Source organism: Methylobacterium sp. WL18 (assembly GCF_008040015.1).
Classification (GTDB): domain Bacteria; phylum Pseudomonadota; class Alphaproteobacteria; order Rhizobiales; family Beijerinckiaceae; genus Methylobacterium; species Methylobacterium mesophilicum.
Window position 1 is genome coordinate 1 of the sequence record NZ_VRVD01000356.1, and the last position, 4,815, is coordinate 4,815.

2 protein-coding genes and 1 pseudogene are annotated in these 4,815 nt (G+C 70.0%); 1 reads left to right on the forward strand and 2 read right to left on the reverse strand.

The features are described 5' to 3' along the window. Positions 1-219: pseudogene (locus tag FV228_RS20440) on the forward strand (GNAT family N-acetyltransferase); the annotation flags it as partial. A gap of 132 nt (positions 220-351) precedes the next feature. Here the strand turns inward: FV228_RS20440 and FV228_RS20445 are convergent. Further along, positions 352-1,719, reverse strand: a complete 1,368-nt coding sequence (locus FV228_RS20445) for an aminotransferase class I/II-fold pyridoxal phosphate-dependent enzyme (RefSeq protein ID WP_147856296.1) — start codon at positions 1,717-1,719, stop codon at positions 352-354. Continuing rightward, the coding region (locus tag FV228_RS20450; protein ID WP_147856297.1) for an SDR family NAD(P)-dependent oxidoreductase at positions 1,716-4,815 on the reverse strand (3,100 nt) is incomplete at its 5' end. The genes FV228_RS20445 and FV228_RS20450, both read right to left, overlap by 4 nt.

Consider the following 4,815-nt stretch of genomic DNA (forward strand, 5'->3'; position numbering starts at 1 on the left):
TTCCGTGGGCAGGGGCTGGGGGAGGTTCTGGTGTTCGATGCGATCCGTACCGTGGCCTCGGCCGCCATCGGCAGCCACGCGATCTTTGCGGACGCCATCGATGAACGAGCCGCGACGTTCTACGCGGATCTCGGCTTCAGGCCGCTGATCGACAAGCCGATGCGGCTGTTCCTGCCGATCGCGACCGGCCTCATCGTGCTGAACCGAGGCGGGGCATGACGGGCGTTCAGCGCACTATGCTTTAGGCATCATGGCTTACAGCATCATGCCGGTAAACCGATCCGGCCTGATGCTCACGTTTGAGTTCGTCGAAGGTGTGCGACGAATTCTTCGGACGCAGCTCGAAAAAACTCAGCCGCGCTTGGCCAGCAGCTGCTCGATCAGCGAGCCGCCCTTATCGATCGCCGTCATCTCCTCGGCCACCGCGTTCACGGTGTCGCGAATCTGGTCCGCGGTGTGCTCGGAGGTAAGGAAGAAGCGCAGGCGCGAGGCCCGCTCAGGCACGGCCGGGTGGATGATCGGCTGCACGTTGATGCCGCGTCGGAACAGGCGATCCGACAGGGTCACGGCCTTGAGCGAGTCACCCACGATGATCGGCACCACCGCGAGCCCGAGGCTGAAGCCGGTATCGAGGCCGAGCTTCTTGGCGGTGGCCAGGAACAGCGTGCCGTTCTGGCGCAGGCGCTCGACCCGCTCCGGCTCGGCATGCATCACCGCCAGCGCCGCCTCGGCGGCGGCGGCAAGCGGCGGCGACATGCCGACGCTATACACGAAGCCGCCGGCGGTGTGCTTGAGGTACTCGATCAAGGCGATCGGGCCGCAGATGTAGCCGCCGCAGGTCGAGAGCGTCTTCGACAGCGTGCCCATCCAGAGGTCGACCTCCTTCGGGTCGACGCCGCAATGCTCGAACAGGCCCGCCCCGGTGCGGCCGGTGACGCCGAGGCCATGCGCCTCGTCGACCATCAGCCACGCGTCGTAGCGCTTCTTGAGCGCAACGAGACCCGCGAGGTCCGGCGCGTCGCCGTCCATGCTGTACAGGCCCTCGACCACGATCAGCGCCCGGCGGTGCTCGTGGCGGGTGTTCTGGAGAAGGCTCTCCAGGGCGTCGAGGTCGTTATGCGCGAAGGAGCGGCGCTGGGCGCCGGAGAGCTGCGCGCCGGTGACGATGCTGTTGTGCGACAGCGCGTCGTGGAAGATCACGTCGCCGGCTTCCAGAAGCGCCCCGATGGTCGTGACGTTGGTGGCGTGGCCGCTCACCATCACGATGCAGCCCTCGGTGCGGTAGTGCTTCGCCAGGGCCTGCTCGAGGCTGATATGGCCCGGCCGCTCGCCCGCCACCACACGGCTCGCCGACGCGGAGGTACCGTAGGCGTCGATCGCCTCTCGGGCCGCGTTGCTGACCCGGGGATGCCCGTTCAGGCCGAGATAGTCGTACGACGAGAAGTTGGTGAAGGTCTTCTGGTCGATCCGTGTGGTCGCGCCGGCCTTCGCGTCGTGGACGCGGAAGAACGGGTTGCCCAGCCCGATCAGCTGCGCCGCCTGGCGCTGCAACTGCAGCTCGCGGTAGCCCGGCAGGTTCTCGAAGTTCTGCGCAGCCGATTGCCCGGCCGGAGAAGCCGCCTTGGCGGGCGCCGGGCGCGGCGTCGCGCGTCCGAGGCGGTTCGTCACGAAGCCGGCGAGCGCCGCGCGCCCGCCGTCAGGCCGTGCCGTATCGGTCATGAGTTGGTCTCTTTGATCTCGCTGTTGGTCTTCTCGATGAGTTCCCTGAGCGGCGCCATCATCTGCGCATCGATCTCACCACCGATATGCTTCGAGACGAGGCTCATCGCGACACCGGCCGCTTCATCCATGGGCGCGGAAACCGCCTGAATTAAGGACTCCGACAGCTCGTTGACCGTCATGCCGGACGACAGGCCGGCGGGCGGCGCATCGAGGGCGAAGCGCTCCTGCAGGCTGGCGCCGAGCTCGACGCCCATCAGCGAGTCGAGACCGATCTCGGAGAGCTGGCGCACGCGGCTGATGTCGTCCTTGGGCAGGCGCAGGATGCGCGCGATGTCCTCGACGATCGCGTCCGACACCGTCTTGCGGACCGCATCCACGTCGCCCCCCTTGAGGAGCGCGCCGATGTTGATCGCCTGGACGCCGCCGGCCTCCGCCTGCTGGTCCGACCCGAGGTCGGCGTAGCTCGGCGAGCGCATCGTGGCGAGCCGCTCGCGCGCCTTGCCCCAGTGCATCGCCGCGATGGCGATCACCGCCTCGTCCGGCGAGGTCCCCTGGCTCTCCAGGGCATCCGCCATCAAGTCAAGGCAGCGGCGCGCCTCCATCGGGGTGACGCCGACGCGGCCGGCGAGACCTTCCATGACCGCCTTGTTGCGGGCGAGCATGCCGACATCGCCGATCGCGCCCCAGGCCACCGCCAAAGCGGGCAGGCCGCGGCGGCGGCGCTGCCGAGCCAGGCCTTCCATGAAGCCGTTGGCGGCGACGTAGGAGCCCTGGCCGGGGTTGCCGATGAACGTCGTGGCCGACGAGAACATCACGAAGTAGTTGAGGCTGCGGTCCCGGGTGGCGGCGTCCAAATGCTGGGCGCCGACCACCTTCGGGCCGATCACGGCGTCCAGCGCCGCCGCGTCGATGTTGGCGATCAGGCCGTCCTGAAGCACCGCCGCGGCGTGGAGAACGCCCGCGAGCTTCTTCCCGCCTTGCTCGATCTCGGCGATCAGGCGATCCACCGCCGAGCGGCTGGTGATGTCGACGGCCTTGGCCTCGACCTTGGCGCCGCGCCCAGAGAGTTCGGCGACGATCGCCTTGGCCTCGTCGGTGGTCGCGCCCTTGCGGCCGGCGAGCACGAGGTGCCGGGCACCCTTGTCGACGAGCCAGCGCGCCGCCTCCAGGCCGAAGCCGCCGAGGCCGCCGGTCACCAGGTGAACGCCGGTCTCCGAGACCGTGAACGGCCGCTTGGTCTCCTTGAGGATCGTGCCGGCCTTGGGCGGGCTGATCACGATCTTACCGATGTGACCCGATTGCTGCATCAGCCGGAACGCGTCCGATGTCTCGGCCGCCGTGAACGGCTGGTACGGCAGGGGCTTGAGGCCGCCGTCGTTGAACAGGGCCATGACCTCGCGGAACATCCGCGCGCCGTCGTCGCCCTGGTGCTGGATCACCTGATCCAGGTCGACGCCGAAGTAGCTGAGGTTCCGCCGGAACGGGCGGAGGCCGATATGGGTGTTGGCGACGTAATCGCGCTTGCCCAGCTCGACGAAGCGGCCGAACGGCCGAAGCGCGTTGAGCGAGCGCTCCATCGCCTCGCCGAACAGGCTGTTCAGCACGATGTCGACGCCGTCGCCGGTGATCGCCCGGACCTCGTCCACGAAGGCCAGCGAGCGGGAATCGAGCACGTGCTCGGCACCCAGCGCCTTCACCAGGGCCCGCTTCTCGCGGGAGCCGGCGGTGGCGATGACCCGCGCGCCCTTCAGCTTGGCGATCTGCAGCGCGGCGAGGCCGACGCCGCCCGCGCCGCCATGGACCAGCACCCACTCCCCGCGCCGCATCCGGGCGCAGGAGACGAGGCCGTAATAGGCGGTCAGGAACGCCACCGGGACGGTCGCGGCCGCCATCGGGTCGAGGCCCTGCGGGCTCGGCGCGACGACGATCTCGGGCACCACGATGTGGGTGGCGAAGCCCGACTGGGCGAAGGCGACGACCGGGTCGCCGGCCTTGAACCCCTTCACGCCCGGGCCGACGGCCGTGACCCGGCCGGCGCATTCGAGGCCTAGCCGGGGACCGGCGAAGCCGTCCTCCAGGATCTCCTCGGGCAGCATCGAGAGCGCCCACAGGACGTCGCGGAAGTTCAGGCCGGTGGCCTCGACCGCGATCTCGATCTCGCCCTTGCCGGGGGTGCGGCGCTCGGCCGGGCCCCAGACCATCTCGTTGAGGCCGCCGGTGTTGCTGCGCTCCAGGCGCGCGGCCTCGGCCGGGACGGCATCCGCCAGATCCCGGTGCTTGGGCCGGCCGGCATGGAAGCGCACGACCTGCGTCCGCTCGTCGTCCAGCACGATCTCGGTCTCCGGCGTACCGGAGAGGATGAGGTCACGCAGACGCTCGGAGGCCCGCTTCGACGACATCTCGGGCGAGAGGTCGATGCGGCGCACGTCGAGGTTCGGCGCCTCGTTGGCTAGGGTGCGCGAGAACGCCCACACGCCGGCCTCGATGTTGGTGGTCTGGCCGCCGCGGTCGCGGGTGGCGCCCGGCGCCACGACCCACAGGCGGGTCTGGCGGGCACCGAGATGCTCGGTGCAGCGCTTCAGGCTGAGGCAGCGGTCGCGCAGCCGCTCGGCCGCCTCGCCGCCGCGGGTGAAGGCGCCGGCCAGGAACACCACCGTGTCGGGGGTCTCCTTCTCCAGCTCCATCAGCGACGTCTCGGAATCGAGGATGATCGACACGTGCACGCCGCCGGCGACCAGCAGGGTCGCCAGGGACGAAGCCGTCTCGGCCGCGAACTCGTCATCCGAGCCGATCACGAAGGCGAAGCTCTGGGCCGGAGCGGGGCCCGGACGCACCGGCGCCTCGGCGACCAGAAGCAGGTCGTCGCCGTTGGCCGACGCCGCGCGCTCGACCGCGACCTTGACCAGGCCGTGGGCGCTGAGCGTGCGCTGCCAGCCCTCGATATCTTCCAGGCGCCCGACCGGCATGCCGCCGACGGCCTCCTCGAACCATCCGCCCGTGAGGCCGAACACGAGGTCGCGGAAAAGGGACGCGCCCGGCTCCACGGCCACCAGCAGGCCGCCGGTGGCGAGCGCCCCGGAGAGCTGCCCCGGC